Source organism: Mucilaginibacter sp. MD40 (assembly GCF_002288635.1).
GTDB lineage: Bacteria > Bacteroidota > Bacteroidia > Sphingobacteriales > Sphingobacteriaceae > Mucilaginibacter.
Genome location: NZ_NRSW01000001.1, coordinates 1,920,171 through 1,944,120 on the forward strand (window position 1 = coordinate 1,920,171; position 23,950 = coordinate 1,944,120).

Annotated in this window: 20 protein-coding genes; 11 read left to right on the plus strand and 9 right to left on the minus strand. The window is 43.9% G+C overall.

What is annotated here, in order from left to right:
• Positions 1-204: 204 nt before the first annotated feature.
• Positions 205-1,242, plus strand: a complete 1,038-nt coding sequence (locus CKK33_RS08700) for a hypothetical protein (protein ID WP_143822932.1) — start codon at positions 205-207, stop codon at positions 1,240-1,242.
• On the opposite strand, the gene CKK33_RS08705 is transcribed toward CKK33_RS08700, so the two are convergent.
• From CKK33_RS08705 to CKK33_RS08730, 6 genes are all read right to left on the minus strand, one after another.
• Positions 1,239-1,604, minus strand: a complete 366-nt coding sequence (locus CKK33_RS08705; protein WP_095703731.1) for a PleD family two-component system response regulator — start codon at positions 1,602-1,604, stop codon at positions 1,239-1,241. The genes CKK33_RS08700 and CKK33_RS08705 overlap by 4 nt on opposite strands.
• A 480-nt stretch (positions 1,605-2,084) precedes the next feature.
• Positions 2,085-5,018, minus strand: a complete 2,934-nt coding sequence (locus tag CKK33_RS08710) for a pitrilysin family protein (RefSeq protein WP_095703732.1) — start codon at positions 5,016-5,018, stop codon at positions 2,085-2,087.
• 139 nt (positions 5,019-5,157) lie between these two features.
• Entirely contained in the window at positions 5,158-6,060 is a 903-nt protein-coding gene (locus tag CKK33_RS08715) for a sugar phosphate nucleotidyltransferase (protein ID WP_095703733.1), read from the minus strand.
• Positions 6,061-6,121: 61 nt separating this feature from the next.
• Positions 6,122-7,240: a M42 family metallopeptidase gene (locus CKK33_RS08720; RefSeq protein ID WP_095703734.1), complete on the minus strand. Its 1,119-nt coding sequence runs from the start codon at positions 7,238-7,240 to the stop codon at positions 6,122-6,124.
• Positions 7,241-7,465: 225 nt separating this feature from the next.
• Positions 7,466-7,879 carry a GNAT family N-acetyltransferase gene (locus tag CKK33_RS08725; protein WP_095703735.1) on the minus strand — a complete coding sequence of 138 codons (414 nt, stop codon included), beginning with the start codon at positions 7,877-7,879 and terminating at the stop codon, positions 7,466-7,468.
• A 436-nt stretch (positions 7,880-8,315) separates the two neighbouring features.
• Positions 8,316-9,857 carry an acyl-CoA carboxylase subunit beta gene (locus tag CKK33_RS08730; RefSeq protein ID WP_095703736.1) on the minus strand — a complete coding sequence of 514 codons (1,542 nt, stop codon included), beginning with the start codon at positions 9,855-9,857 and terminating at the stop codon, positions 8,316-8,318.
• Positions 9,858-10,048: 191 nt separating this feature from the next.
• Between CKK33_RS08730 and CKK33_RS08735 the strand changes: the two genes are divergently transcribed.
• From CKK33_RS08735 to CKK33_RS08750, 4 genes are all read left to right on the plus strand, one after another.
• On the plus strand, positions 10,049-10,687 hold the full coding sequence (locus CKK33_RS08735; RefSeq protein WP_095703737.1) for a hypothetical protein: 639 nt from the start codon (positions 10,049-10,051) through the stop codon (positions 10,685-10,687).
• Positions 10,688-10,803: 116 nt separating this feature from the next.
• Positions 10,804-11,562 (plus strand): YoaK family protein, encoded by a 759-nt coding sequence (locus CKK33_RS08740; protein ID WP_095703738.1) that lies wholly within the window; start codon positions 10,804-10,806, stop codon positions 11,560-11,562.
• A 5-nt stretch (positions 11,563-11,567) separates the two neighbouring features.
• Complete coding sequence (can, locus tag CKK33_RS08745; RefSeq protein WP_095703739.1) at positions 11,568-12,230, plus strand: carbonate dehydratase; 663 nt, start codon at positions 11,568-11,570, stop codon at positions 12,228-12,230.
• Positions 12,231-12,336: 106 nt separating this feature from the next.
• Positions 12,337-12,678: a HopJ type III effector protein gene (locus tag CKK33_RS08750; RefSeq protein WP_095703740.1), complete on the plus strand. Its 342-nt coding sequence runs from the start codon at positions 12,337-12,339 to the stop codon at positions 12,676-12,678.
• Between the two features lie 3 nt (positions 12,679-12,681).
• Here the strand turns inward: CKK33_RS08750 and CKK33_RS08755 are convergent, their stop codons facing one another.
• Together CKK33_RS08755 and pruA are read right to left on the minus strand one after the other, a co-directional pair.
• Positions 12,682-13,701 (minus strand): LLM class flavin-dependent oxidoreductase, encoded by a 1,020-nt coding sequence (locus CKK33_RS08755; protein ID WP_095703741.1) that lies wholly within the window; start codon positions 13,699-13,701, stop codon positions 12,682-12,684.
• 117 nt (positions 13,702-13,818) lie between these two features.
• The gene (gene pruA, locus CKK33_RS08760; RefSeq protein WP_095703742.1) at positions 13,819-15,450 is read right to left on the minus strand and encodes an L-glutamate gamma-semialdehyde dehydrogenase; all 1,632 of its coding nucleotides are present in this window, start codon (positions 15,448-15,450) and stop codon (positions 13,819-13,821) included.
• 129 nt (positions 15,451-15,579) lie between these two features.
• On the opposite strand from pruA, the gene CKK33_RS08765 reads away from it, so the two are divergent.
• From CKK33_RS08765 to CKK33_RS08780, 4 genes are all read left to right on the plus strand, one after another.
• Positions 15,580-16,635: a restriction endonuclease gene (locus CKK33_RS08765; protein WP_095703743.1), complete on the plus strand. Its 1,056-nt coding sequence runs from the start codon at positions 15,580-15,582 to the stop codon at positions 16,633-16,635.
• 106 nt (positions 16,636-16,741) lie between these two features.
• Positions 16,742-17,107, plus strand: a complete 366-nt coding sequence (locus CKK33_RS08770; protein WP_095703744.1) for a helix-turn-helix domain-containing protein — start codon at positions 16,742-16,744, stop codon at positions 17,105-17,107.
• Between the two features lie 116 nt (positions 17,108-17,223).
• Positions 17,224-20,001 carry a TonB-dependent receptor gene (locus CKK33_RS08775; RefSeq protein ID WP_233138176.1) on the plus strand — a complete coding sequence of 926 codons (2,778 nt, stop codon included), beginning with the start codon at positions 17,224-17,226 and terminating at the stop codon, positions 19,999-20,001.
• A 138-nt stretch (positions 20,002-20,139) separates the two neighbouring features.
• Positions 20,140-21,588 carry a hypothetical protein gene (locus CKK33_RS08780; protein ID WP_095703746.1) on the plus strand — a complete coding sequence of 483 codons (1,449 nt, stop codon included), beginning with the start codon at positions 20,140-20,142 and terminating at the stop codon, positions 21,586-21,588.
• 72 nt (positions 21,589-21,660) lie between these two features.
• On the opposite strand, the gene CKK33_RS08785 is transcribed toward CKK33_RS08780, so the two are convergent.
• Entirely contained in the window at positions 21,661-22,953 is a 1,293-nt protein-coding gene (locus tag CKK33_RS08785) for a hypothetical protein (RefSeq protein ID WP_095703747.1), read from the minus strand.
• A 95-nt stretch (positions 22,954-23,048) separates the two neighbouring features.
• On the opposite strand from CKK33_RS08785, the gene CKK33_RS08790 reads away from it, so the two are divergent.
• Entirely contained in the window at positions 23,049-23,399 is a 351-nt protein-coding gene (locus CKK33_RS08790; protein WP_095703748.1) for a hypothetical protein, read from the plus strand.
• Entirely contained in the window at positions 23,396-23,950 is a 555-nt protein-coding gene (locus tag CKK33_RS08795; RefSeq protein ID WP_095703749.1) for an arylesterase, read from the plus strand. Before CKK33_RS08790 ends, CKK33_RS08795 begins: the two co-directional genes overlap by 4 nt.

The following is a 23,950-nucleotide window of genomic DNA, read 5'->3' on the forward strand; positions in this document are numbered from 1 at the left end:
ACGGTACATATTGTGGTAATGGTATGCCTGTGGAAAAATATAATATTATCATAGATGTTAGGCATAACCGGCAGGCAAATATACTTTGTAAAAGGTTTGTAAACTCGGGTTATTATAAAAATATTTAAACCGGGCCATCCGTTTTGTAAGTAAATGAATTACAAGCCTATTTTACTATTGTTTGCTTTGATTTGGATAACATTTATGGCAGCGGCACAACCCAAGCCATTTGTTATACAACTCCCTCAACCGCAAGCAGCCATCAAACCCACTACTTACTATGTTGATGATGTAGTTGACGCCCGCTCAGATAAATATATGATCGGGAAATTAATACCTGCCGGTAACACAGGCGGCGGTGTTAAATTAATTGATGCCGCTTGCAGTACTACAGCTGTAAAACGGTTTGTATTAAATAGTGTGAATAATGATCAGCATTTGCGGCCCATCATTATTACCATTCATAACCTTTTGGTAAATGAACAGCTCGGTAACGGTACCGTTAAAGGCGAAATAAGAATCGATTTATCCTTTGGGCTTAAACGGGATTATGATACCGTTAAACTTACAGACTATAGCACGGTTACCCGTTTTCAGCACCCACAAGGGAGGCCGCAAAATGTAGGAGCATTATTGGCCGGGACGATAAATGATGGGCTGGCTTATTTTAACGACTGGATGGCCGGGCAGGCTAACCATAATATTAAGCTGGCCAAAGCTGTCGAGATAGTTTTTGAGGATTACCAGGACAAACAGGATGGCGATACCATCTACTACAATGCCCGACGACCACTTACCTGGGCCGATTTTAACGGCCGGCCTTCGGGAAACAGCAATCATCTCGCAGAAGTGTTTAGTAGTATTGGATATGATGAGCATGCCGAGGTAAAGGCAGGTATAGTAAAGGTGACTATCAGCTTAAAAACGTGGCTGGCCAAAAGCGCATGCTGGGTAAGTAATGGTGTAACGGGCAGTTATGAACTTAATCATGAACAGCGGCACTTTGATCTGACGAAGATCGCGGCAGAGAATTTTAAGAAACGTTTAGATGCTATTCGTATGTCACCCCAAAACTTTGAGGGAGAAATTAATGTGGCTTATCTGGATTGCCTTCGTGAGATGAATGATCTGCAGAAAAGGTATGATGATGAAACGTCACACAGTCGAAATCGCCAAAAACAACAGGAGTGGAATAAATATATTGATGACCAACTTTCGGCTGCGGGTATAAAAAATAGTTAGGCTGCCTGCAGTTGCCTTTGTATAGAATTCAAAAGGTCGTTTATATCAAATGGCTTGGCTACAAAATCATTGGGGCCATTTTCCTGGTTTACGGTGTTACCTACGTTATGGCTGGCTGAGATCATGATCACGGGGATACCATGAGTGTCATCGCGCTTCTTTACTTCTTTGCATAATTCGCGGCCATCAACGTTTCCCAGCATAATGTCAAGCAGTATCAGGTCTGGGTTTTTTTCTCTGATGGTTTCCATTAACAGCCTGCCGTCTGATAAAGTGTCTACTTTATAACCCGAATCCTCCAGAATAAACTGCAAAATCTCTAATATATCGTGGTCATCGTCTACCGCTAAAATCCGTCGCATAAGCTCTCTATTAAGTATCTGAACATTATTACGTATGCGATAACAATATTTATACCAACAATTGGCTGTATACCAGCGATTACTCTTTTTGCTCTTTAATTATATACCTGGCTTTTTTGCAATTGGCGCAAAAATATTTTTTGTACGGGATAAAAAACAAGATGTTTTTAACAAACCAGCTTCTGTGCAGCTGGTGATGAAATAGATTGCCACATTTTGGGCAATAGGTGCTGGGGGATTTAGCAGTACGGCTCAATTTCGTAATAAGTAAGTAAATAAATGGTCATCGTAAATTACGATGCGGATCAGCAATTAGTTTTTTCCGGGTATAAATAATTGGGCTTAGTGTTGTGATTTTTTTAAATCATGGCTAATACCCAAGCGTATAATTTACAATTTATTAATTTTTGTATAATGTAAAGATGTTGTTATGTAAAAGAATCATCAGGACCGAACTATGCCGGTCCTGATGATAAAATATTAATAACCAAATATTTGCTTCATATCCGGCTTGGTGAGATCGCCATATTTTTTAAGGTCTTCGTCAGATATCCGTTTGTCTGACGCTACAATACAGTAAGTGTAGGGTTTGCCTTTTAATTCGGTATCATGAAAAGCGTTCAGCTCTGTAAAACCTAATTTTCCGGCAGTTTCGAAAACCGTTTTACGGATATCATAAGTCAACCCTTTGCGTTCAGCGGCAAGGTAGGCGAATAAGATACCATCCTGTGTTATGCGTTCGGTTTCAATTGATTTAACAATGTTTTCACGCGCAGCCTTAAATGCCTCGCCCGATTCCGGCATGTTATTTAAAAGTTCATTCATGGCAATAATGGCTTCGTTCATTTTGTCGGCCTGTGTACCCACGTAGCTGATAAAAATATCATTATCATCCTTTTTGCCTGCCTGGGCATAATTGGCATATGTTGAGTAGGCAAGTGCCTTGGATTCGCGAATGTTCTGGAAAACTATTGAGCTTATACCCCCGCCAAAGTAAGCGTTAAATAGCTCGGCGGTTGAAGTTTTAGCAGGCGTGTACATTTCCTCGTTACGTACCCATTGTATCTCGGCCTGTACCATATCAAAGTTGGCAAACAGTACGGTATTTTTGGGTTGGTTTACGCGGGTAAACTGCTTTTTGGCGGGGTAGGCTACAAATGCTGATGGGGTTTTATGCAATTGTGCCAGGGTGCTGCCGGCCTGGGCTGCTGTTTGCGGGCCATAATATAAAATGGTATGCTTATAACTGGTAAGCCCATGCAGTATATTTACAAGCTCCTGTGCGGTTACCGCGTCTATCTCCTTATCTGTTAAAGTATAGTTAAAAGGGTTATCGGCACCGTACTGCGCATAGCTTACAAGGCCCTGCATAATAGCGCTTTTATTTAGCTTAAAGTTCTCCCTTGATTTTTTCATCCGGGCCTTTAAGCTGGCTAAAGCGGTTTCATTTGGTTGGCAATTGGCCAGTACATTTTCAACCAGTGTAACAGATGGTCCAACGTTTTCCTGCAACCCGCTGATGATCACGTGCGACAGATCAGTGCTGGTATTTACACTGAATGAGGTGGCCAGCTTATAAAAAGATTTGCTCACATCCTCAGCGCTCATTTTATCTGTACCCAAAAACTGCAGGTATTGTGCAGCCATTGGTAACAGTTTGTTATTCCAGCTTCCCATATCAAACCTGTAATAAAGGCGGAAGATGCTGTTATCTTTATTCTGAACAGCTAAAACATCAACATTGCCTGATTTAGCCCTTTGTATATCCCTATCAAAATCCAGCCAAACCGGTTTAACAGAGTTTGCAGGCATAGCATTGATCATCTGTACGTAAGGCGATTGCTTACCGGCATTAACTTCAACCGGAGTAATAGGTGGTTTATCAACCTTAACCACATTCTTATCAGCCCCCTGGCGTTTGTAAACTACTACGTAGTTATTGCTGTGCAGATATTTATTGGCAAACGCCATAATATCAGCCTTGGTGATCTTTGATAACTCGGCAATTGCAGCAACGTCGGTTCTCCAGTCGACACCAGATGTAAAGTCATCCATAAGGTTGCTGGCGCGCTGTACATAACTTTCATCCTGCTCAATTTTGCTTTTTTTATAGTTATTGGCGATCGATGGAATCAGGTCGTCAGAAAAATCGCCTTTTTTCAGCTTATCTATTTCTGCCAGCATCAGGTCCTTAACTTCATCTAATGTTTGGCCTTTGGCTGGTGTACCGCGCAGCGTGAGTACGCTGTAATCTTTTAAAATATCAGCAGATGCCGATCCACTTAGCAACTTTTGCTTTTTAGTAAGGTCGAGATCAATAAGGCCGGCTTTGCCATTGGCAAGTATACTGCCTACCAGGTTAAGTACGCGGGCATCGCGTGTGCTGGCACCCGGAAAACGGAAGCCAATGGTAAGGTTTTCGGGGTTGGGGCCGTAAACCTCACGCGTTACAGGGCTGGTTATAGGCGCTTCGGGTGCAAACTTGTACGGAGGTACAGGTTTGTACTTCATATAAGCAAAATTTTTGGCCAATTTGCCTATCATCACATCGGGGTTGAAATCGCCCGACAGGATGATTCCCATGTTATTAGGCACATAGTAATCGTAATAATATCTACGAATGGCCTTTAACGAAGGGTTCTTAAGGTGTTCAATAGTACCAATGGTAGTTTGCTTACCATAGTTGTTGTTAGGAAACATGGCTGCAAATAATGCCTCCTGAACTTTGCGGGGGTCACTGTCGAGCCCGCGGTTCTTTTCCTCATATACAGCCTCCAGCTCCGTGTGGAAAATACGTAATACCGGCGCACGGAAACGCTCGGCCTGCATGGTCAGAAATTTATCTATAGACGAGCTCGGGATATCTTCTGTGTAAACAGTTTGTTCAAAAGAGGTAAAAGCGTTGCTGTTTTGGCCGCCCATACCCGTCATCATTTTATCATACTCGTTGGCAATGGCAAATTTTGCTGCTTCGCCTGATGTTTTATCTATTTGTTTATAGATCTCTTTACGCTTAGCCTCGTCTTTTGTAGAGTTGTATTGCTCGTAGAGGTCGTCTATTTTATTTAGCAAAGGTTTTTCTTTTGTCCAATCCAGGGTTCCGTATTTATCGGTACCCTTAAACATCATGTGTTCCAGGTAGTGGGCCAGGCCGGTATGGTCTGCAGGGTCGGTTTTGCTGCCTGCCTTTACCGCGATGTATGCCTGTATACGCGGTTGCTTGGCCGTAGGGCTAAGGATTATTGTAAGGCCGTTCTTTAGGGTGTAGAAACGGGAGTGAGTAGGGTCGCCGGTTACGTATTTGTAAGTATATCCGCCGGATGTGCCGGTTTTCCAAACGTAGGGGCTTTGCGCCTTTAACGTATTAGCCGAGAGGCCCGTTAAAAGCAGCATGATTGAAAGTTTGATTTTCATTTTAAAAGTTTAGGTAATAAATATAGCAAAGCAACGGCTCAAAATACAAGAGCTCGTCACCGTAGCCTATGTGTAATGAGAAAGTTACAATAAAAAAACAGCCCGTTATTAGCGGGCTGTTTTTTATTGGCTTTAAAGCTTAATTCCAGAGGTTGGCAGGATAAGTGCCGTTCTCTACCAGCTCAGAGATGCTGGCCTGTACAATGGGCTTATCTTCTTTATAAGTTACGCCAAACCATTTATTGGCAGTTGGGATTACTTTAAAAGATGCTGTGCCATTTTTAATAAGTTCGTCGGCAACCAGCGGAATAAAGAACTCAGCTTTTGGATTGGTTTTGTTGGCTTCAACAAATTTCTTAAACAGGTCTTCGCTTTGTTTAAAAACGGCCGGTGTAAAGCCCCAGAAGTTCATGGATACGCGGGTATCATTGCTTAGCGGGTGTTCGCCGGTAGCATCTTTATAAGCTACGCTGCCATCTTCTTTAAAGTATACTTCAGTACGTTCGTTTACCTCGGTCATGTTGCCTTTTTCGTCAACAGCGCAAACTCCGCGTGATACGGTGCCGTAGTCTGACAAGGTTTTGTCTACCTGGTAACCCATCAGCGCGTAGCGGTCGTCGGCTACATCTGTTGTAAGAAATTGGGCCATTTTTTCGAAGGCCTCATAGCCATAAAAGTCGTCGGCGTTAATTACGCAAAAAGGCTCGTGTACCTGGTTGCGTGCAGCCAGTACGGCATGCGCGGTACCCCATGGTTTGGCACGTTCTATCTGCTCATTAATGCCGAAGGGCGTAAGGTCAAAGCTTTGGAAAACATAGTCTGTTTCGATACGTCCTTTCAATTTAGGCTCAAAAATGGCCTTAAATGAGTCAGCAAATTCCTCACGTATAATGAAGCTCACTTTACCGAAGCCGGCTTTAATAGCATCATATATAGAGTAATCAATAATGGTTTCGCCATTAGGGCCAAAGCCATCAACTTGTTTCATGCTGCCGTAACGGCTGGCCATCCCTGCGGCCAAAATTAATAATGTTGGTTTCATGGTATAAGTAGGGTATAGGTAATGCGTTTACACAATGCCAATTGCGTAAAAATGTTTTTATTTATTTAATGTATCTGAAATCCTGTCCGTTCTGGATATTAAGTAATGATTCATAAATGAGGCGGATCACGTTGTCCACATCATCTTTATGGATCATCTCTACCGTGGTATGCATATACCTTAACGGCAATGATATCAGTGCTGATGGTACGCCGTCATTAGAGTAGGCAAAAGCATCAGTATCGGTGCCGGTTGAGCGCGACGACGCCTGGCGCTGGAACGGTATACCGGCTTTTTCGGCTGATTCAATCAGCAGTTTGTTCAGGTTATTTTGCACAGCCGGCGCATATGAAATAACCGGGCCTCTACCACAAGCAAGGTCGCCCTGGGTGATCTTGTTGATCATAGGTGTGCCGGTATCATGCGTAACATCGGTAACAATGGCTAGGTTTGGCTTAATGCGATGCGCTATCATCTCGGCGCCGCGAAGGCCGATTTCTTCCTGTACGGCATTTACGATGTACAAACCAAAAGGCAGCTTTACGTTATTTTCCTTTAACAGGCGGGCTACTTCGGCTATCATAAAACCACCTGCGCGGTTATCTAAAGCGCGACCAACATAGTAGCGATTGTTCAGCACCATAAACTCATCTTCGTAGGTAATTACACAACCTACGTGTATGCCGAGGGCTTCAACCTCTTCTTTACTGGTGCAGCCGCAATCAAGGAAAATGTTTTTAAGCGTTGGAGCTTCTTCCTTTTCGCCACCCAGACGGGTGTGTATGGCGGGCCAGCCGAATACGGCCTTAACAATTCCTTTATCGGTATGGATATCCACCCTTTTTGATGGTGCTATCTGATGGTCAGAACCACCATTGCGGATCACGTAGATCAATCCATCATTGGTAATATAGTTCACAAACCATGATATTTCATCGGCATGTGCTTCAATAACCACCTTATAATCCGCCTCTGGGTTAATAATACCTACTGCCGTACCATAGTTATCTACATAGTGGTCATCAATATATGGTTTAATGTAATCGAGCCATATTTCCTGGCCTTTCCACTCGAAACCGGTGGGAGACGGGTTGTTGATATATTTTTCAAAAAATGCTAAGGACGTTTCATTAACAACAGCAGGCTTTTGCTGCTCAACTTCGGTTTTCTTTTTCGCCATGTGCAGAAATTGTTGGTTACGCTATTGGGGAGATAGCTTCGGGGCAAATATAGTAAAGCAAATGATAAGTTTATAAATGTAATTATGACGGTTATGAAGTTTATTTATTATTTAACATATACTTCATATTACAGCCGCACTTTTGCAGCGTTAATTTTAAGAAAATTAGTTAGTCAGTTTAGTATGTAAAAGGTCAGTTTGCGCAAGGCATGCTGACTTTTTGTTTTAATCATCGAGGTATTTTTCCATTACTACATAATCAATACCTTTTTTATGGAAGGTTTTGTTGGTTTCGGCAAAGCCGAGTTTGATATAAAAGCCAACAGCCGATGTGCGCGCATTACACCACAAGCGCTCACCGTTTTCTTGTTTCACAAAGCCGGTAAGGTAATGCAGTAACTGTGTGCCTATGCCTTTACCCTGGTAAGCAGCGTCAACCGCCAACTTTCGGAATTGCCAGTCGTTGAGATCCTTAAATAAGGATACAACCCCCACCAGCTTGTTATCTGTAAATGCACCGAAGTGGTAGCCGTGCTCATCCTCGGGCATTTCCATATTAAATTTATACTCGTTAGGGTAGAGTATATCCCGGCGTAACTGCCAGGTGAGGTGCGGTGTGATTTGTTCGATGGAGAGCATGTACTAATAAAAGCAAAAACATTTAATATTAAACACTACATGTTGAATTATGAAGGGCACATCATTGCTGCAGGCCGTCCCTTGAAAGGGATGGCCATGAATGAAGATGCGAGAGCGGAGCTATCATTGCCGTTGGCTTCAGCCAACGGATAATAGGCAAGCAAAAAGGCTTTAGCCTAAACAAAAGTTTTCGGCTAAAGCCTATTAGGAGTATTTCTTAACCGTCCCTTGAAAGGGACGGCAATGAATGGAGGTGCGAGTTGGTATGCTATCATTGCCGTTGGCTTAAGCCAACGGATAATAAGCAAGCAAAAAAGCTTTAGCCTAAATAAAAGTTTTCGGCTAAAGCCTATTAGGAGTATTTCTTAACCGTCCCTTGAAAGGGTACGGCAATGAGTTTCGCTAAAGCAATCTTTTAACTATCTACTTAACTTCATCAAAGCGGTATATTCCCGTGTTTTTTCCTTGGGTTGTTTACCACCTTATTTTCCAGCATTTTAAAAGCCTGAATAAGTTTGCTTCTGGTTTCTGATGGTACAATCACCTCGTCGATAAAGCCACGCTCGGCGGCGCGGTAAGGGTTGGCGAAAATGCCGGCATATTGTTCCTCCTTTTCGCGCCATTTAGCTTCGGGGTCTTCGGCGGCGGTAATTTCCCTTTTAAAGATGATCTCTGCGGCGCCTTTGGCGCCCATTACCGCAATTTCAGCCGTAGGCCAGGCGTAGTTCATATCGGCGCCAATATGTTTGGAGTTCATTACGTCATACGCGCCGCCATAGGCTTTACGGGTAATTACGGTGATACGTGGTACCGTTGCCTCGCAGAAGGCGTAAAGCAGTTTGGCGCCATTGGTAATAATGGCGTTCCACTCCTGGTCGGTACCGGGCAAAAATCCCGGTACATCTTCAAACACCAGCAGCGGTATATTAAAGCTATCGCAAAAGCGTACAAAGCGTGCGCCTTTGGTTGATGAGTTTATATCCAATACGCCAGCCAAAAACATAGGCTGGTTGGCTACAATGCCTATACTACGGCCGGCCAGGCGGGCAAAGCCCACTACAATGTTTTCCGCGAAATCTTTATGTACTTCAAGAAAGGTTCCCGCATCTATTACCTGTTCAATTACCTCACGAATATCATAGGGTTGAGAGGCGTTATCCGGCATTATATCGTTCAAGGCTGGTCGGGTTTCATCGCCGCTTTCATAGGGTATGGCAGGCGCACGGTCCTCACAATTTTGGGGCATATAACTTAGCAAGCGCTTAATGTGGTTAATGGCCTCAATTTCGTTGGCACAGGCAAAATGCGTAACGCCGCTTTTGGTGGCATGTGTGCGTGCGCCGCCCAGTTCCTCGGACGTTACCTGCTCATGTGTTACGGTTTTAACCACGTTAGGGCCGGTAACAAACATGTATGAGGTATTTTCTACCATCAGGATAAAATCGGTAATAGCGGGAGAATATACTGCGCCCCCGGCGCAAGGCCCCATAATGGCGGATAGCTGCGGAATAACGCCACTGGCAAGAGTGTTACGGTAAAATATATCCGCATAACCACCTAACGATACCACCCCTTCCTGGATACGCGCACCGCCTGAGTCGTTAAGGCCTATTACGGGTGCGCCATTCTGCATGGCCAGGTCCATTATCTTACAAATTTTTTCGGCGTGTGTTTCAGATAGCGACCCTCCAAAAACGGTAAAATCCTGCGAGAAAACATATACCAGCCTACCGTTGATATTACCGTAGCCCGTTACTACACCATCGCCCGGATATTTTTCTTTCTCCATGCCAAAATCGGTTGAGCGGTGTGAAACAAACATGCCTATCTCCTGAAAAGAGCCATCATCTAAAAGAAAATGCAGCCGCTCACGGGCGGTTAGTTTGCCCTTTTTATGTTGCGCCTCTATACGCACCTCGCCGCCTCCGGCAAGGGCCTGCTCGCGTTTGTTTTGTAGAATATCCAGCTTTTTGTTCACGGTATATGAATTGGTAAAGTGCTAAAAATAGGGAATTATATAATAACAACGGCTTTAACTGGTATTATACATTTTTTCTAATTTTTAGAAAATTCCTATAGGTAAGTTAAAAAATAAAAAATACAGAGCTTAAAGTTGTTTTTTTTATTTAAACGTCTTATTTTCAATGCTTAACCTTCAATCTTAATCGCATGAAAAAAATTCTCATAGCCGCTATGCTATGTACAATTGCAAGTGTAGCGTTCTGCCAGCAACAACAGCAGCAACAACAAGGAAACCGTTCGGCAGATAATGATCGCGTAAGTAATGATACGCAATGGGATCCCTATCCTAAAAGCAGAACTTCAGAATACAAAGCCACAGCCTTAAACACTAATTTTACTATACCGCTTATTCGTTTTAACTCCACCACAGGCGACCCCTCCATGAAAGGTAGTGTATCATTATTTAATTCAATAGGGGCAGGGTTTGGCATTAACTGGGGCCGAATGGAAGTAACTACCGATAGTACGGGCCATGTAATAAATTCTAATATGTACAGCACGTTCGGGCTTAACTTAGGCGTATTATTTGCCGCTAACACCAATAACGGAAACACACAAAATATTTTCGCGCCAACTTTATCAATTTCTATCTTAAACTTCCAGGTAGGATATGGTATGGAGCTCGGTACGGTTTCACCTAACCAAAAAAGAGGTTTTGTTACTATTGCCTATAATATACCTGTTTCTAAACTAATAAAAGGTGGGTTTTACATTCTACGACGTTCGAAACGGCCGGTTGATGATACTACGTCAGGACAAGGTTCTACCAGATTTTTGTCTAACTAAACTTTACGCTCAGTATAAATAGCCCGTTTTAAAAAAGGAACGGGCTTTTTTATTAATTTGTCTCCCACTTGCAAACAGGCTCATTGCAACACTGTTAAAAAGCAATACCTATTTTTATGCTGAGGCAGCCAAAGGAAAAGCGTACACTGAAACATAACTTAATGCTGGCATCGTCAAGCGCGTTTGTTGCCGGCGCAACAGATGTTTGTGGGTTGCTTGCCTTTCTCGCTTTTACGTCAAACATTACGGGGCACGTGGCCAACCTGGCCAAAAATATCGTTAACCAGAATTATCATTCGATCATCCTGTTTAGTGTATGGCTAAGTATGTTCCTGGCCGGGGCATTTGTCACCAAGTTTATTGTTAAATCGTTACAGCACATTAGCTATTACAAAGCACATTCGGTACCTGTTATACTGGAAATTGGGGTGCTTATCTTTGTAGCGGTGTATGGCAATCATTTTTATGACGAAACGCAGCAGGAAAGGGAAATCGTGATCAGCGCCATGATTTTCGCTATGGGGCTGCAAAATAGCCTGGTTTCCAATGTTTCCGGCGGGCTTATCAAATCAACCCACCTCACCGGCCTGTTTACGGACCTAGGCAGCGAACTGGCCGACTGGATGCACCCACGAACTACAGACCGGGCCGAAGTACGCAGGAAGATATACGTACGTGTAACCATATTGGCCTTTTTTATACTGGGTGGCTTTATTGGAGGTTATTTTTTTGATGAATATGAGTTTAAAGTATTTTACTTTGTACCCGTTATATTACTCACAATTATTTATTACGATCTGTTGCCGCTAATAGCAAGAAAAATATACCAAATAGTTTACCCAACTAAAACTGACAATTCATCACTGAAAAATTAATAATTATGTGCGCGAAATTAATTCTCGATACCAGCCATATTTCTTACGAGAGCCTTCTGGAAGGGAACAGGCAGTTTGTTGCCGATGCTTTAAAGGAAGACCCTGAGTTTTTTACCACCCTTGCCAACGGCCAAAAACCCCCTATATTATGGATAGGCTGCGCCGATAGTCGTGTACCCGCCAACCAGATCACCCGTACCAATCCGGGAGAGATATTTGTACACCGTAATATCGCTAACATGGTGATCCATACGGATATGAATATGCTGAGCGTGCTGGACTATGCCGTAAACGTACTGGAAGTAAAACACGTTATTGTAACCGGCCATTATGGTTGTGGTGGCGTATTGGCCAGCATGACCAATAAGCAATTTGGATTGATTGACAACTGGTTACGCCATATTAAAGACGTTTACCGTGTACATGCCGACGAGCTGAACGCCATTGAAGATGAAGCCAAACGCGGCGACAGGCTGGTTGAACTCAATGTTATCGAGAACGTAAACAATTTGTGTAAAACGTCTATCGTACAAAACGCCTGGGCCAACGGCCGTAATTTAAGTGTGCATGGCTGGGTTTACAGCTTATCAACCGGTTTAATAACGGATATGAAGGTAAGCACTCACAATAACTCAAAAATGGATGAGGTGTTTAAGTTTGAAAAGTAACGCCAAATATTGATCAAATAATTATCCCCGGCAGGTCTGTCGGGGATTTTTTTGGGACCGGAAAAAAGGTAATGACTATTTTCGCCGCTGATCATTGAAGTAATTTATGAAGGAACAGCTAAATAGTTTGCTCGCATCGTTAAAAGAAGGAAACACCGCTTTTGGCGATGTATTGCAGTTTATAGAGAAATACTATGACCACCAGCCAACCGCTTTTAAAAATGGTGAGGCTTATAACGAAGCTACACAAAACCAGGGCAGCGCGAAAGTGTTTGGTTTTGCGCAGTTGAACCACCTATCCGCCGAAGACACGTTGTGGCTGTTTGCCGAGCATTACCGTGCCGTACTGGATAACCCTAATGGGAACGATCACCAGAACATCAGGCAGTTTATGGATAATGGCTGGGCTGGTATAGCTTTTGAAGGTACACCGCTGGTGACTAAGTAAGTATTAACCTGCTTTTACCAACGGAATTACTTTGGCGCCAATAAGCTCAATGGCATGCATCAGTTGCTGATGGGTGAGGCCCGCGTTATCCATCTGGAACGTAAAGCGGTCTATACCGCCTAAAGCCTCGCTGTGCCGGAGCAGTTTTTCGGCTACGCGTTCCGGGCCGCCTAATACCAGTACCCCTTCCGGGCCGGCAAGGTGATCAAACTGCGGGCGGGTTACCGGTGGCCAGCCACGCTCGCGGCCCAGTTTGGTCCACAATTCGGCATAGCCGGGGTAGTATTCGTTAATGGTGATAGCATCAGTATCAGCTACGTATCCCGGAGAATGTAATCCTACCTTCAATTCATCGGGCTTAAAGCCGGAGCGGGTGCCTGCTTCGCGGTAAAGATCAATCAACGGGCGGAAACGCGCCGTATTACCGCCTATAATAGCCACCATCAATGGCAGGCCTAAGGCTCCGGCACGCACAAAAGATTCGGGCGTACCACCAACACCCAACCAAACGGGTAATTTTTGCTGCAAGGGCCTTGGGTAAACCGGCTGATTATGTAGCGGCGCCCTGAATTTTCCCTGCCAGGTCACAAACTCCTGGTCGCGGATCTTTAGCAGCAGATCAAGCTTTTCTTTAAAAAGCGCGTCATAATCATCCAGGCTAAAACCGAACAATGGGTAAGCCTCAACAGACGAGCCGCGGCCCACTACCAGTTCGGCACGGCCTTTGGAAATAAGATCAAGCGTTGCAAAGCTCTGGAATACCCTTACCGGGTCGGCAGCGCTTAAAACAGTTACGGCGCTGCCCAAACGTATATTTTTGGTACGCGAGGCGGCGGCAGCCAGTATCACCGCTGTGGCCGAATCCAGAAATTCTTTTTTATGATGTTCGCCAATACCGAATACATCCAGCCCCGCCTGGTCGGCCAGTTCAATGCGTTCCAGTAGTTGTTCCATAGCAACAACCGGTGTTAACTGATTGGAGCCATACATGGCCGATGCAAAGCTGTCTATCCCTATTTCCATTTGATTAGTGTTTAAACAAACATATGAAAGCCGGGGCTAATGTAGGTCATGCAGCTGTAATGAAAAAGGCGAAAGGTAGTACCTTTCGCCTTTGAATATTTGATATCCCGATAACGATTATTTAGCCAGGAACGGGTACCTGTAATCGGTAGGCGGATCAAAAGTTTCCTTAATGGTACGTGGCGATACCCAACGCAGCAGGTTGATCATAGAACCGGCTTTATCATTAGTGCCCGATCCTCTCGCGCCGCCAAATGGCTGCTGGCCAACTACCGCGCCCGTAGGCTTGTCATTTATGTAGAAGTTACCGGCAGCATTGCGCAGGCGCTCTGTTGCCAGGGCCACAGCGTAGCGGTCCTGAGAAATGATAGAGCCTGTAAGCGCATATATGGAGGTAGTATCAATTACTTCCATAATCTGCTCAAACTGGTCGTCCTCGTAAACATAAACGCTCAGTACCGGTCCAAACAATTCTTCGCACATGGTCACATAATGCGGGTCTTGTACTTGCAGCAGGGTTGGCTCAATAAACCAGCCTTTGCTCTTGTCATAGTTACCACCTGCAATTACCTCAACGCCTTCGTCGGCTTTGGCATTGTCAATATACTTAGCCAGTTTATCAAACGATACCTCGCTGATCACGGCGTTAATAAAATTCTCAAAATCTTCGGTAGGGCCCATTTTAAAGGTAGCCATTTCGCGTACCATATGTTCTTTTACCGCAGGCCACAGACTTGCAGGGATGTAGGCGCGTGAAGCGGCAGAACATTTTTGCCCCTGATATTCGTAAGCGCCGCGAAGCAGGGCAGTAGCCACTACATCGGCATTAGCGCTTTTGTGTGCCAGTACAAAGTCCTTACCACCGGTTTCGCCTACTATGCGCGGGTAAGTTTTGTATTTGTGTATGTTGGCGCCAATTTCGCCCCATATGTGCTGGAAAACTTTGGTAGAGCCGGTAAAGTGTATACCCGCAAAATCAGGGTGACTGAAAACCACATCGCCAACCTCAGGGCCATCGGCATAAATAAGGTTGATAACGCCATCAGGCACGCCGGCTTCCTTAAATATCTGCATGATCACGTTGGCGGCATATACTTGCGGGTCGGCAGGTTTCCAAACCACTACGTTACCCATCATGGCGGCTGATGCAGGCAGGTTACCCGCTATGGCCGTAAAGTTAAATGGCGTAAGCGCGAAAACGAAACCTTCCAGCGGGCGCTGCTCCAGGCGGTTCCAGATACCTTTGCCAGATACCGGAGGTTGCTGCTGGTATATTTCGGTCATGTATTGCACGTTAAAGCGCAAGAAGTCTGCAAACTCGCAGGCCGCGTCAATCTCGGCCTGGTAAGCGTTTTTGCTTTGGCCAAGCATGGTAGCCGCGTTTATGGTATAGCGGTAAGGGCCCGCAACCAGTTCGGCAGCCTTTAAAAATATAGCGGCGCGGCCTTCCCAAGGCATGTTTTCCCAGTTGGCTTTAGCAGCCAGGGCAGCATTAATGGCCGCTGTTACATGGCTTTTATCGCCATAATGGAAGGTACCTAACAGGTGCTGATGGTCATGCGGCGGGCGCAGTTCTTTCAGGTTGCCTGTACGCACTTCTTCGCTGCCAATGTACATGGGTATATCAATTTGCTGGGCGCGTGCTTTTTCGAGCGCGGCTTTGAGGGCCGCACGTTCGGGGCTGTTAGGGCCGTAGTTTAAAACCGGCTCGTTAACGGGCACAGGAACGTTAAAAAATCCTTTTAACATAGACGAGTTATTTGATGCCGCAAAGATAGGAGTAAATATGCGGATGTGGTAATGGGGGGATTGTCAAATTATGTAGCGGTAAAATATATTACCATTCGATTATATTAGTACAATATAATTATAAGTTGAATGGCAGATTGGAATAAATTATCACCAGAAAGATTTGAGCAATTATGTTGTGAAATTATAGAAGGGGAGGGTTTCTATAATATACGCAGAATGGGCGGGTCGGGTGATCGTGGTAGAGATATAATAGCAAAAAAAGAGTCAACTCTAATATTTGGTTCAAAAGAGATCCAGAATTGGATAATACAATGCAAGCGTTATGTCAGTACTAATTTAACAATTGAAAGTATAAGTGCTGAAATCAACAAAGTTAGAATGCATAATCCAGATTATTATGCGATTTTCATCACTAACACTTTGAATCCTAATGTACATGATTGGCTTGAAGGAGTTAAAAATCAATATCCATTTAAAATATTGATTTATGATGTTGATTGGTTGGAGAAACAATTAAGTAGGCAAGTGAATTTATACAAAAGGTTTTTCGAGAACCAAGAAAGAAATTTATCATTCAATAGGATAAAAAATAGTACTGACATACAAATATATACAGCAGGTAAAATGCCTACTGAAGCATTTAGAGGATCGATCACGACTTGGCGCAGTAATTTAGAATTTGAGTCGATTAGGCTTAATAAGAAAATTGGATTTTTTCACCCTGAATATGCCGGATGTGACCACACAGGAATTAATCTCTCTCAAACAGTAGAGGAAGATTTTAGAATGATTTCTCAGTCAAATTTAATGATAGCATATCTTGAAGATGACGAACAATTCGGCACTTTGACAGAAATAATGATTGCATACTCTATGAATAAACAGATGGCAATTTTTATAGATGAATCAATCACAAAGCGGATTTCGTTAAACGAATTTGATTCTTTTACAGATGGTATAATTAATTTGGAATACTACAAGGAGGTTTACAAAACGGTGTTTAAAACAGATCATGTATGTCCATGCGATCTAATGAATGAACTTAAACTCATACACATGAACAACTATTGGTTTATGATAGAATTTTTACGCTTGAGACAATCAGATATATTTATTCAAACCACTACTAAAGAAAACGTCACAACTGATATGATTAAATATATTAAAGGCTTTATGATTTGACCGCATTAAAGATATTATTCAGCGGCTACGACATATAGTTTCAGATTCAATTTCTTCTTGATTTATACACTTCCCCCACTTTACCAAAAATGTTTATACTTGCAGCATGTCTGATGATGCGGTAGTAAAACGGCTGAAGGTAATTGTAAAGGAACATGGCGGGCAACTCGCGCTGGCCAACGCCATCGGTGTGGACCAGGGTTTCATCAGCAAGGTCATCAACCGCAAGCAGGACGTGAGCTACTATCTTATCCGTAAGCTTTGTTTTCAGCTCAAATACTCGCCCGAGTGGCTCATATTGGGTACCGGCGATAAAATGATACACAAGCAGGATTCGGCCAAACTCATCACCGAGATACAAATGCTGCGTACCGAAGTGGATATCCTGCATGCCCGTATGCGCGCATATGAGCTGGAACTACAGGAAATTAAAGGCCTCCCCGGCAACGATTCCAGGCAACAGGCTGGCTAACAAATATTTCTAATCTTTATTAACATTTTCTTAATGTTAAGGCTTAGTTATGGTAATAAACCATTAACATTCAACTAACATCGGCGTAATAGTTTTGCTGCATTAAATTAAGGCACGTGAAAAAAATCGTTTACGCTATTAGCACAATGGCGCTTATTGCGCTGTTGTTTCAGAGCGCCCATGCGCAAACCACCGGGAAGATCACCGGGAAGGTAATTGACCAAAAAACCAGCGAAACCCTTATCGGCGCTACCGTTAGCATTGAAGGCACCACCAACGGCGCCGCTACCGATGTTGATGGCCATTATGTACTTAACGGCCTCAGGCCCGGTAAATACAGCGTAATGCTGCGCTACATGGGTTACCAAACCAAGGTAATATCAGATGTTGAAGTAAAAGCAGGCGCGGCCACTACGCTGGATATCGCGGCTGTACCCGCCCAAAGCACAGCTTTAAAGGAGGTGGTGATCAAGGCCACCTATCGCCAGGAGAGTATAGGAGCGCTATATGCTATACAAAAGAACAGTACCTCTATCTCTGATGGTATCTCATCTGAGCTGATAAAACGCTCGCCCGATAAAAATACCAGTGATGTATTAAAACGTGTAAGCGGTACCACCATACAGGATAATAAGTTTGTGGTAGTACGCGGCCTGAGCGACAGGTACAACACCGCTTCCCTGGATGGTGCCCCGCTGCCAAGTACCGAACCTAACCGTAAGGCTTTTTCTTTTGATATTGTGCCTTCTAACCTGATCGATAATATCGTGATCAGCAAAACTGCAACGCCTGATCTTCCGGGCGATTTCGCGGGTGGTAACGTGCAGATATTAACCAAGGATATTCCCGACCAGAATTTTGTCACCATCGGCATAAGCGAGGGTTACAATACTCAAAGTACATTTAAAGATTTTAAAAGCGGCTACCGCAGCGCGAGCGATTATTTCGCGTTTGATGACGGCTCGCGTAAACTGGCCCGTAATTTCCCTACAACAGACCAGATCAGCCTGAGGCAGCTTACGCCCAACCAGGTGATACAATCTATCAACTCCCTGAATAATAATTTTACCGTATACAATAACAAAGCACTACCTACACAGAGCTACCAGTTAACTATAGGTAACGTAAAGGAACTTGGCGCTAATAAAAACCGGCTGGGTACTACCATAGCGTTAACTTACCGCAACTCGCAGATCATTGTTCCGGATTATATTCAGCAGTACGATAGCTATAACTACCGTAGTCAGCAAAATAAGTTTTCTACCAATATTGGCGCTTTGGCTAACATCGCTTACAGCTTCGGTAAGAACAAGATCACCTTCAAAAACCTTTACAACCGCATACTCGACGACCAGTTTACTTATCGTACCGGGTCAAACCTTAATACCACTACAACAGATAACCGTTTCTACGCTTATGACATGCTGGAGAAGGGACTGTTTAAATCAACCCTTGAGGGTGAGCACGGTTTTGGTGAAAAAAGTACCAAATTAAAATGGAATCTGGGTTACAGCAATATCACTAATGACCAGCCCGACCAGCGTAAGGTAAATTACGCGCAGTTTAACCAGGGCGGCGACTATATTGCCCAGGTAACCAACTTAACCAAAGAGAACGCCCGTTTATTTTCAAAACTGAATGAGAATATCTATTCAGGTAAGGTGGATTTCTCGCTGCCGGTAAATCTGTTTAAGCAAAGCACGCTTAAAGTGGGTGTTAACTCGCAATACCGCGACAGGGTATTTAACGCGCGTTTTCTGGGTTTGGTTATCAATAGTAATGATCCTAACTCTGAGGATGTTCGTTTGCGACCTATATCTACACTTTTTGGCCGTAATGCCATTAATGCTGGTTTATATGGACTGGATGAGATACAGAACCTTACCGACCGTTACAATGCCAACAGCTGGACTAACGCCGGTTATGCCATGTTAGACAGCAAAATGGGCGATAAAGTAAGGTTGGTTTATGGTTTAAGGGTAGAGAAATTTGATCTTGACCTGGCTACTAAAGACCCTACCGCGCAAAAAGTTAAACTGAATAACCTCGATTTCCTGCCATCGCTAAACTTTACGTACTCGTTAACGCAAAAGGCAAACCTGCGTGCTTCATACGCGCGTACCATAGCCCGCCCGGAGTTTAGGGAACTTGCCGCGTTCTCTTATTATGATTATGAGTTGCTGGCAACTGTACAGGGTACGCCTTCGTTAAAAAGGACCAGCATTGATAATGCCGACCTTAGATACGAGTTCTACCCATCGGCAGGGCAGATATTCTCGGTTTCGGCTTTCTACAAGCGTTTCCAGAATGCCATTGAGCCTACTATTGAAGACCGTAACTCATCGCCAACCATCAGCTACTTCAATTCAAAAAGCGCTTACGTGTACGGATTTGAGTTAGAAGCCCGCAAATCGCTTGAATTTATTGATGATACCAAGTTCCTGAAGAATACTACCGCTTATGCTAACCTGTCTGTAAACAGGTCGCGCATCACCAATCCTGATGATGGCATCGTGAGGCTCGAGAAGCAGCGCCCGCTGGTTGGCCAGTCGCCATATGTAATTAACGCAGGTATACAACACACCGAACTTAACAATAAGTTAAGCCTTAACGTGCTGTACAACCGCCTGGGTAAGCGCATATTCCTGGTAGGTGGGTCAAACTATGCCAGCGTTTGGGAGCAACCACGTAACGTGCTTGATTTTCAGGTAGGTTACAAAGTGCTCAAAAGCCGCGGCGAGATCAAATTAAGCGGCAGCGATATCCTTAACCCGAATTACAATTTCAGGTATGAGCTGGATGGCAAACCATACGTAATATCAGGCCAGGGTTATACCTACAGGCAGTATGCTATGGGTGCAAACTATTCATTATCATTTAATTACACATTTTAATCTGCTTTTAATATTTGTTAAAGGATTTTTAATATCCGCTTAACATTAGCGCGGTTATTTTGCAGCTTGTTACGGTGTATCCTTTTAAGTATACACCTCCGGAACAGAATCTATTAAATTAAGTATAAAGTAAACCAAATGAAAAAATCATTATTATTCCTGGCGTTAAGCGCAGTGATCCTGGCATCATCGTGCTCTAAGAAAGATGCCGTAATTGACCCGCCGGTTACCCCGGGTACCGGCACCGACAAAAGTGTGGTGGAGGTATCTGGTGATATCAAAACCAACACTACCTGGACAGCCGACAAGATCTATCTTTTAAAAGGTTTCGTTTACGTAACTGATGGCGCTGTGCTAACTATCCAGCCGGGTACTATCATTAAAGGCGACAAGGCTACTAAAGGTACATTAACTATTACCCGTGGTTCAAGGATCGAAGCTGTTGGTACTGTAGATAAGCCTATCGTATTCACATCTTCATTCGCTGCCGGAACACGTGCTCCAGGCGATTGGGGTGGTTTGATCTTGTTGGGCCGCGCACCTGTAAACTCTGGCGATAACGTAGCTATTGAAGGTGGTTTAGATGCCAAAGGCGATGCCGCTAAATACATCCAGTACGGGGGTAACGTAGCTAACGATAACTCAGGTACATTGAAATATGTGCGTGTAGAGTATGCCGGTATCCCTTTCTCACCTGATAACGAAATTAACGGTATCACTTTTGGTGGCGTAGGTTCGGGTACTACTATTGATTATGTAGAAGTTTTCCGTTCTGGCGATGATGGTTTCGAATGGTTTGGTGGTACAGTAAACTGTAAACACTTACTGGCTATCGGCAGCATTGATGATGACTTTGATACCGATAACGGTTTCGCGGGTAAAATACAGTTTGGTATTGGCCAGCGTTACACTACCGTTGCTGACGTATCAGGATCAAATGGTTTCGAATCAGATAACGATAAGGACGGTTCTAACAAAACGCCTAAAACATCGGCTGTGTTCACTAACATGACCATGATTGGCCCATACGCTGCTGCAAATACTTCAAACGTAAATGCTAACCACCAGCATGCCGCTCAGATCCGTCGTAACTCATCTATCAGCATATTCAACTCTGTATTCGCGGGTTATGCCGAAGGTGTTTATATTGATGATTCAAAAGTAGCTACAGCAGGTGCTACCTCTACCAATTATACAAGCGGTAGCCTGGTGATTAAAAACAACCTGTTTTATGGTAACAACAAAAAGGGTAATGAAGTTAAAGGCGACAACGCTACTCAAAAAGCCCTGTTTGAAGCTAAGCTAAGGTTAGATAACGTGTTTGAATCAAGCCTTTTCGCTGACGCGCTGATCTCAGATCCGTTCAAATACGCTGCTGAGTTTGCTAACCCTGGTACGCCAGTATTTACAGTTAAGAGCGGTTCTGCTGCTGCAACAGGCGCTTTGTTCACCGATGCCAAACTGAACGATTCTTTCTTTGAGCAGGTATCTTACCGTGGTGCTGTTGGTACTAATGACTGGACTGCCGGCTGGACTAACTTCAACGCTGGTTCAATGCCGTACACTACTCCGGGTGCTGTAAAATAATCAATACACAAATATTAATATAAACAAGATCGCCCCTGCATTTGCAGGGGCGATCTTGTTTTAAAGAGTTTTCTATCGGTTATAAGGATATTCGTTTATCCAGTTAAAGCCCCTGTTGATCAGCCTGAATTTTTTAAGGTCTACCTTTTTAAGCCATATCTCAAGAGAATCGGAGCGTTTTACCCCTTTAAGCAATAGCTCATCTTTTTTAGGCATGCTGTAGGTATATGTGCCTTTGTTTAAGCTATCTGTATAGGGAAACATTACAACCGTGTGTTTAACGGTATCTAATTTCCAGTTGTAATATCTGGTACTATCATCCATAAATATTACTCTCGCAGTGCTATTATAGGGTAGTATGAGTTTATTCCAACGCATGGTATCGGTAGTAAGCGGCGGTACGGTATCATGGTTACGTATAAAACTTTTAACCTGGTAAATACCCCATAGAGGTGGTTTAGGCGCATGATCGCCATACTGGCTCATGGCTTGGATATCGCTTACTAAATTACCGGCAAGCACATATACGATGAGCAGATATTTTACTACAGTGGTAGTGATATTAGCCCATCGTTTCTTGAAAGTATGCGGCGTAAGGTTGGCCGGAGCCGCGGGCTTGTTAAGGATAAAGAAATTGATGAGCCTCGCGGCATCTTTAGATAGCAGGAACAGGCACATTACTGTTAACATGGTAGACAGCAGCTTCACAGGTACATCAAAGGCATAGTTAATGGCCATAATGTTGCCGGCCACAACCAACCCAAGCAGGGCCCCGAGTGTTGAGGTGCGCCTGAAAAACAGCAGCAAACCACATGTAACCTCGCCAAGCCCGGTGAAAAGATTAAAGCCGTAGGAGTAGCCCATATACGTCCACGCCAAACCCATTGGTGATGCGTCGCCGATGGGTTCCAGCAAACGGTTAAGATCAGGCGAGGGGAATTGCAGCTTGATCACCTTCACAAACCCATAAGTAAGCATGGTGATGGCCACGTAGTAACGTACCACTACCGTAAGCCAGTAAAATAGCTTGTTATAATTGCGGGTTTTGCGGTCAGCCAGGCTCCAGATAATGGCACATACTACTGCGAGCACAAAAATGAGCAGCATGATCACATAGTCATAAGTGGTATCGCCGCTGCCGTTAGTAAACGTAGTGATGGGTTTTGCCAGATGCAGCACATGGCTGCCAAGCCAAACTACAAGGCTGTGGAACGGTTCAATGTACTTTTCATATAAAACGTCAACATAGGGTAGTACGCCGTTGGGATTAAAGAAAATGTATAAAAGGAAGAACACGAGGAAAAAGCGCAAAGCGATTTTACGGGCTGCCGACCAGTGAACCGGCTCATCGTCAATAGTTTTCATGCGGTATGGGTTAAGTTTATCCTAAAATAGCATTTATCTTTTAAAGACAAATTAATTGGTATTGCATTTGTTCTGTTGCTATAAAGTGAGGAGAGATGACACCAATTTACTTTAGTATTGGAGACGGTAAGAGTATTAAAATAATACCTAATATACAGGCAAAGGCCAATGGGCACCCGGTTATTACTTATACCTACAATATTTATATGGCGAGCGAACACGAAGATGACGAGCTGGAGAAACGCCAGGAAGCTGAACTTTTGTTAGACAAAAAGCTCGACCCCAATTACCTGGGCTTTATTACTTTTGAAGACCCCGGCAAGATGTTTAGCTATACTCCTGATGGTAAGGATAAGCTAACCGCGACAGAAATAGAGGAGATCATTGAGAATATCAGTCATTTTCGCGACCATCCGGGTATGTGGGACTTAGGAGATCAGCAATGAAACACATCCTCTTTTTTGGCGATAGCCTTACCGCCGGTTATGGTCTTGCAAATCCTGCTAAAGAGTCATTTCCTGCTTTGCTGGATAATAAAATGCGGCTTGCAGGTTTTGAATACGAAATAAGCAATGCCGGTGTAAGCGGCGATACCACCGCAGGCGGCCTCGGCCGGCTTAATTATTGGCTAAGTAAACCGGTTAATATATTTGTGCTGGAACTGGGCATAAACGATCTGAGGCACGGTATACCGGCAACACAGATAGCACATAACCTACAATTGATCATTAACCAGGTACGTGACCGTTACCCTGCAGTAAGGTTATTGCTTTTGGGTATGCAAATACCATTTGCTGCAAGCGGAGGTGCGGTAGCTGCCTTTAACGCCATTTACAAGAACATAGCCGACGCCAATCATATACCGTTGGTGCCATTTATCTTAAAAGGCGTTGCCGGGCAACGGCACCTTAATCTCCAGGACAGGTTTCACCCATCTGCCGAAGGTTATAAAATAGTTGCAGAAAACGTTTGGCCGGCCTTAAGCGCCTTGCTTTAA

Bases quoted from the DNA above. Each gene is read 5' to 3' on its own strand.
- CKK33_RS08750 (WP_095703740.1), top strand. From the start codon at position 12,337: ATGAAGGAACAGCTAAATAGTTTGCTCGCATCGTTAAAAGAAGGAAAC.
- CKK33_RS08715 (WP_095703733.1), bottom strand. From the start codon at position 6,060: ATGAAACCAACATTATTAATTTTGGCCGCAGGGATGGCCAGCCGTTAC.
- CKK33_RS08755 (WP_095703741.1), bottom strand. From the start codon at position 13,701: ATGGAAATAGGGATAGACAGCTTTGCATCGGCCATGTATGGCTCCAAT.
- CKK33_RS08795 (WP_095703749.1), top strand. From the start codon at position 23,396: ATGAAACACATCCTCTTTTTTGGCGATAGCCTTACCGCCGGTTATGGT.
- CKK33_RS08700 (WP_143822932.1), top strand. From the start codon at position 205: ATGGCAGCGGCACAACCCAAGCCATTTGTTATACAACTCCCTCAACCG.
- CKK33_RS08740 (WP_095703738.1), top strand. From the start codon at position 10,804: ATGCTGAGGCAGCCAAAGGAAAAGCGTACACTGAAACATAACTTAATG.
- CKK33_RS08780 (WP_095703746.1), top strand. From the start codon at position 20,140: ATGAAAAAATCATTATTATTCCTGGCGTTAAGCGCAGTGATCCTGGCA.
- CKK33_RS08735 (WP_095703737.1), top strand. From the start codon at position 10,049: ATGAAAAAAATTCTCATAGCCGCTATGCTATGTACAATTGCAAGTGTA.
- CKK33_RS08765 (WP_095703743.1), top strand. From the start codon at position 15,580: ATGGCAGATTGGAATAAATTATCACCAGAAAGATTTGAGCAATTATGT.
- CKK33_RS08770 (WP_095703744.1), top strand. From the start codon at position 16,742: ATGTCTGATGATGCGGTAGTAAAACGGCTGAAGGTAATTGTAAAGGAA.
- CKK33_RS08725 (WP_095703735.1), bottom strand. From the start codon at position 7,879: ATGCTCTCCATCGAACAAATCACACCGCACCTCACCTGGCAGTTACGC.
- CKK33_RS08710 (WP_095703732.1), bottom strand. From the start codon at position 5,018: ATGAAAATCAAACTTTCAATCATGCTGCTTTTAACGGGCCTCTCGGCT.
- CKK33_RS08785 (WP_095703747.1), bottom strand. From the start codon at position 22,953: ATGAAAACTATTGACGATGAGCCGGTTCACTGGTCGGCAGCCCGTAAA.
- CKK33_RS08705 (WP_095703731.1), bottom strand. From the start codon at position 1,604: ATGCGACGGATTTTAGCGGTAGACGATGACCACGATATATTAGAGATT.
- pruA (WP_095703742.1), bottom strand. From the start codon at position 15,450: ATGTTAAAAGGATTTTTTAACGTTCCTGTGCCCGTTAACGAGCCGGTT.
- can (WP_095703739.1), top strand. From the start codon at position 11,568: ATGTGCGCGAAATTAATTCTCGATACCAGCCATATTTCTTACGAGAGC.
- CKK33_RS08790 (WP_095703748.1), top strand. From the start codon at position 23,049: ATGACACCAATTTACTTTAGTATTGGAGACGGTAAGAGTATTAAAATA.
- CKK33_RS08720 (WP_095703734.1), bottom strand. From the start codon at position 7,240: ATGGCGAAAAAGAAAACCGAAGTTGAGCAGCAAAAGCCTGCTGTTGTT.